The following is a 5,191-nucleotide window of genomic DNA, read 5'->3' on the forward strand; positions in this document are numbered from 1 at the left end:
GGGGCCGGTACCCACGGGCCCCGCGAAACTGGCGCCCCCGGCGGTGCAGGCCCGTTCGGCTATGCGATGCACGACGTGGACGTGCGCCCCGCAGTGCGCCGCAGGGTGGCCCCGGAATATCCCGACCATGCCCGGCGCACCGGCACCCGAGGTCGGGTGGTGCTGCGCCTGCTGGTGGACGAGCGCGGCCACGCCCTCCACGTTTCCGTGCTGGAGGCATCGCCCGATGGCGTCTTCGAGCAGTGCGCCCTGGACGCCGTGACCCGCTGGTCCTTCACCCCCGGCAGGCGCGACGGCAGGCCGGTGCCCACATGGGTGCACCTGCCCCTGCGCTTCGACCTGGCCCACCGCTGACGCCTGCGTTTTCATCTGGCAAGGCGCATGCACGGGGCAGGCGGCACGGCAGCTTCCGCTGAGCCTCCATCCACCACGACCATGCCCTTTCCGCGCATCATTCCGTTGCGCCCGCCGCGCCCGCGTGTATACTGGCGACAATCCCCCTCAACCAAGGAGTCGCCCATGCGCCGTACGCCTACCCGCCGCAGCCGGATGCCGGCCAGCCTTGCCATGCTGGCCGTGTCCGCCGCCCTCGCCGCAGTTGCCGCCTTCTCGCTCGCCGATCCCGCCACCGCGCAGGACCCGGCGGGCACCGTCATGTCCGCCTGCACCAAGTGTCACAACACCCAGCGCATCTGCGCCAACCTGGGCGCCAAGGACAAGGCCGCCTGGAACACCACCGTCACCCGCATGATGGGCAAGGGCGCACAGGTCGGCGAAGCCGAAAAGCCCGCCGTGGTGGACTGGCTGGCCGCGCAGCAGCCGGGCGCCAAGCCGGTCTGCCAGTAACGGCTGCGCGCGTTCCGGCGCGGGCCATAGCCCCGCCTTTCCGCCTTCCGCCCCACCAACGGAAACGGCGGCACGTTGCCGTGCCGCCGTATGGCGCAAAGTCCGGGTGTTCGAAGGCGTGCCTACCCTCCCTGCCGCGGGAGGAAACGACGCGTCCTTCCGAGCGGGCGCGCCGGGGCTACCCCGTCGCCGCCCCGCCCTTGCTGATCAGGAAGCCCTTGGTGGAAGGACCGGTGGAGGCAGAGGTACCCGCGATCTTCGACAGATAGGTGTCGCCCAGGTTCTTCAGGTGTTCGCCCACGTTGTCGAAGTGGTTGAAGTGCACCTGCTCCTCTTCGATGATGGTTTCGAACAGCTTCATGCTGATGCTGTCGCCGTTTTCGCGACAGACCTGGAGAAACTGGTTGTAGGCGTCGATGGTGTCGTCCTCGAGCCCGGCGTCGTAAGGAAAGATGGTCTGCACGTCCTGGCCCTTGACCAGGTCGCCCTCGCGCTCGGTGGTGGGCTCGCCGCCCAGTTCCTTGATGCGCTCGGCAAACATCTCGGCGTGTCGCATTTCGTCGATGGCGATCAGCTTCATGTCCGCCGCCAGCGCCCCGTAGTCCATGTTGTCCAGCCCGTAGTGCTGGTTCATGTACTGGGTGATGGCGTTCAGTTCCATGGCGCGCGCCTTGTTCAGCACCTCGATGACCCTGGCCTTGCGGGCCTCGCGCGGAGAGGGGGGCGCCGCTGCGGGCTTGGCCTTTGCCGGTTTCGTCGCTTTGTTCATGCGTCCGCTCCTTTTGCAGGGAATTGGGGTGGGTATTGACCACCTGACCTTCCGCTTACCACAGGCACGGCGAAGGTGCATCATTTTCGTGGACGTGCGGGCATGCCCGACGACAGCGGAATGACGGTTCCGGTCGAGCCCGCCATTGTCTGCCCGGCCACGCGCGTCCGGAACAGCATCGGCCCTCCCGCGCCGACGTGATACATATCCGCGATGCCCATTCTCCTATCGCGGAATTCGTGATTTCGCGTATAGTCTACCAGCAGACCACACCGCGCCGCTTGCGGCGCGCCACCCGATCAGGGGAACCGCCATGCCCAGCGAGCATCATTACGGGGCCGCATCCGTTGCAGTCCGGCTTGTGGCCCTTGCCCTGGCTGTCGTGCTGTGCGGGACGCCTCCGTGCCGGGCAACTGCCGCATGGGGCACCGCGGCGCCGCTTCAGCCCGTTCTCCATGCGCCGGAAACGACGCGTTCCGCCCCCCCGCCCGCACAGCCATCACTGGCCGCCGCCACCGGCGTGCAGCCCCCCGCCCCCTGGTGGATGCGCCTCATCGCCGACGCCGGGTTCATCCTTCCGGCAGCCGCTCTGTTGCTGTGGCTGGCACTGCACCTTCGTCGCACCCGCCGCGCCCTGAACCGGGCGGAAAACACCCTGCGCAGCATCGTGCAGGTCACCTCGCCGCTGGTGGAGCAGGAGTTCTTCCGGATGCTGGTGCAGCAACTGTCCCATGCCCTTGGGGTGCGCTACGCCCTTGTCGGGGAATTGGGTGAACCTGGGGAGTTGGCCAGGCAGCCCCGTCAGGCCAGTCACGCCAGTCAGGCGGCGCACGGCGGCGGTAAAGGCGGCGGTAAAGGCGGCGGCGACTACCTGCGCGTGCTGGCCGCCTGGCTGGGCGACGCGCCCGGTGACCCCTTCGACTATGCGTTGCACGGCACCCCCTGCGCGCGCACCCTCAATTCGCCGGACCTGTGCGTCTACCCCGACGGCGTGCAGGACATCTTTCCCGAGGCCGAACTGCACGCCTCACTGGGCATCCGCTCGTACATGGGCCTTGCCCTGCGCGACGCGCGGGGCAACCCGCTTGGCTTGCTGGCCGTGTTCCATGACCTGCCCCTGGCCCCGCCCACGGACGAGGACATGGCGCTGATGCGTGTTCTTGCCGGGCGCGCCACGGCGGAACTGGAACGGCTGCGCGCCGGACGGGCCCTGCGCCAAAGCGAGGCCCGCTACCGGGGCCTGTTCGAAAACAACCATGTGGTGGCCCTGCTCATCGACCCCACCACCAAGGCCATCCGCGATGCCAGCCCAGCCGCCGCCGAATTCTACGGCTGGTCGCGAGAGGTGCTGCGCACCATGCACATCTCGGACATCAACACCCTGTCGCCGGGGGCGTTGCGCGGCGAACTTTCGGCGGCGGCGCGGGGCGAGAAGCGACGCTTCCGGTTCCGCCACCGCCTGGCCAACGGCACAACCCGCGACGTGGAGTCGAATACCGGCACCCTGGTGCTGCACGGCGAGCCGCTGCTGTATTCCATCATCATCGACGTCACCGAGCAGCACCGGGCGGAAGAAGCCCTGCGCCACAGCGAACTGCGGCTGCGCATGCTGGTGGAAAGCGCGGGCGACGCCATCTACCTGGTGGACGGCGCAGGCCATGTCCTTGACGCCAACCCCGAGGCGGAACACCAGACAGGCCATACCCACGAACAACTGCGGCGCATGACCCTGTTCGACATCGACGAACGGCTCGATCAACGCGGCTTCGCCCGGCTGCGCGCGGAACTGGAATCCGCCCGCAAGGCCACCTTCGAAACCACGCACCGCACGCGCGGCGGCACGCCGCTGCCGGTGGAGGTGCGCATGGCCCTGATGCAAGAGAAGGAAGAGATGGAAGAGGCCGACGACGACCCGCTGCTGCTGGCCATCGTGCGCGACAGTTCCGCCCGCAAGCTGGCCGAAAGCGAACTGCGCTGCGCCAAGGAGGCCGCCGAGGCGGCCAGCCGCACCAAAAGCGAATTCCTGGCCAACATGAGCCACGAAATCCGCACCCCGCTCAACGGCATCATGGGCATGCTGCAACTGTTGCAGGCAGACCCGGCCAAGGCCATGCGCACGGTGTACGCAAGCGCGGCCATCCAGTCGTGCCGCCGCCTGGGGCTGCTGCTGGGCGACATCCTGGACCTTTCCCGCATAGAGGCGGGCAAGCTGGAACTGCACGACGAGCCCTTCGAGGCGCGGGCCGTGCTGGACGAGGTGCGCGGCCTGTTCGAAGGCCCCGCCGCCGAACGCGGGCTGTCACTGCGGGTAAACGTGGATGACCGCATTCCCCGCCACCTGCGCGGCGACGCCATGCGCCTGCGCCAGGTGCTGTTCAATCTTGTGGGCAACGCCGTGAAATTCACCGACCAGGGCGAAGTGGCGGTGGAGGCATGGCGGGTGCAGGCATCGCGCTCGCGCGGGTGCAGGGTGGTGTTCACCGTGCGCGACACCGGCATAGGCATTGCCGAAGACCGGCTGAAAGACATCTTCGAACCGTTCGTGCAGGCAGAGACGGCCAGCACCCGCCGCTATCAGGGCGCGGGGCTGGGGCTGCCCATCGTGCGGCGGCTGGTGCGGCTGATGCATGGCACCGTCGCCGTGGAAAGCACGCCGGACGCAGGCACCGTCTTCAGCGTCAGCCTGCCCTTCCGCTTCGTGAACAAGGTGGGGGAGGCCGTGGCCGACCCGCCCGCCGCCGACGCCCTTTCCCTGCGCGGCAGGACCATCCTGCTGGCCGAGGACGACGCGGTGAACCGCCTGGCGCTGACACGGCTGCTGGAAAACATGGGCGCGCGGGTGACCACCGCCGACAACGGCGAACGGGCCGTGCAGGCGCTGCTGGCCGCCGACTTCGACTGCGTGCTCATGGACATCCAGATGCCGGTCATGGACGGGATGGAAGCCACCCGCCGCCTGCGGGCCCTTGCGCATGATGGTGCGCTGGATGGCGCGCAGGGGGGGGGCACGGGGCGGGGATGGCGGCCTGCACGCCGGGATGGCCGAACCCGACGCGGAAAACGATGCGGGACGCGACGCCCTGCAAGACCGCCGCATCGACCCGCGCACCCTGCGGGCGCGATCGGCAACGCCCATCATCGCCCTGACCGCCCACGCCATGCGCGGCGATCGCGAACAATTTCTGGCGGCGGGCATGGACGGCTACCTGACCAAACCCGTGGAGGCCGCCACGCTGGCCAGCGCCATCGTGCGGGCCATCCGCGAACAGGGTCTGCGCGAACGCGAGCCCAAGGGCCTGCACTAGGCCCGTGCGGGACCGGCCAGGCGGGACGGGGAAACGAACGAGCGGCGGGCAGTCATGGACGGCGCACCCGGCTAGATATGTTCCAGCAACTCCAACGGATGCGCCAGCAGCAAGGATGCCCCGCTCTCGCGCAGTTCCGCCTCGCCCCGGAAGCCCCACAGGCAGCCCACGGCCAGCATGCCCGCGCCGTGCGCGGTGCGCATGTCCACGTTGCTGTCACCCACGAAGGCCGCGTGTGCCGGGTCCACCCCCAGCGCGCGGGCCGCGGCGA

At 69.0% G+C, this 5,191-nt stretch carries 4 protein-coding genes and 1 pseudogene; 3 read left to right on the forward strand and 2 right to left on the reverse strand.

The window, feature by feature from the left end; genetic code table 11:
* Both FVW20_RS07105 and FVW20_RS07110 read left to right on the forward strand, forming a co-directional pair.
* Nucleotides 1-354 (forward strand): energy transducer TonB (locus tag FVW20_RS07105; protein WP_196608882.1); only part of this gene is annotated, 354 nt, incomplete at its 5' end.
* Between the two features lie 165 nt (nt 355-519).
* Nucleotides 520-846 carry a hypothetical protein gene (locus tag FVW20_RS07110; RefSeq protein ID WP_196608883.1) on the forward strand — a complete coding sequence of 109 codons (327 nt, stop codon included), beginning with the start codon at nt 520-522 and terminating at the stop codon, nt 844-846.
* A gap of 178 nt (nt 847-1,024) precedes the next feature.
* Here the strand turns inward: FVW20_RS07110 and FVW20_RS07115 are convergent, their stop codons facing one another.
* Nucleotides 1,025-1,615 (reverse strand): bacterioferritin, encoded by a 591-nt coding sequence (locus FVW20_RS07115; RefSeq protein WP_196608884.1) that lies wholly within the window; start codon nt 1,613-1,615, stop codon nt 1,025-1,027.
* Nucleotides 1,616-1,928: 313 nt separating this feature from the next.
* Between FVW20_RS07115 and FVW20_RS20130 the strand changes: the two are divergent.
* A pseudogene (locus tag FVW20_RS20130) lies at nt 1,929-4,920 on the forward strand (PAS domain-containing hybrid sensor histidine kinase/response regulator).
* A gap of 71 nt (nt 4,921-4,991) precedes the next feature.
* Here FVW20_RS20130 and FVW20_RS07135 read toward each other — a convergent pair.
* Nucleotides 4,992-5,191 (reverse strand): HAD family hydrolase (locus FVW20_RS07135; protein WP_196608885.1); only part of this gene is annotated, 200 nt, incomplete at its 5' end.

This window comes from Nitratidesulfovibrio oxamicus (assembly GCF_015731765.1).
Lineage (GTDB): Bacteria > Desulfobacterota > Desulfovibrionia > Desulfovibrionales > Desulfovibrionaceae > Cupidesulfovibrio > Cupidesulfovibrio oxamicus.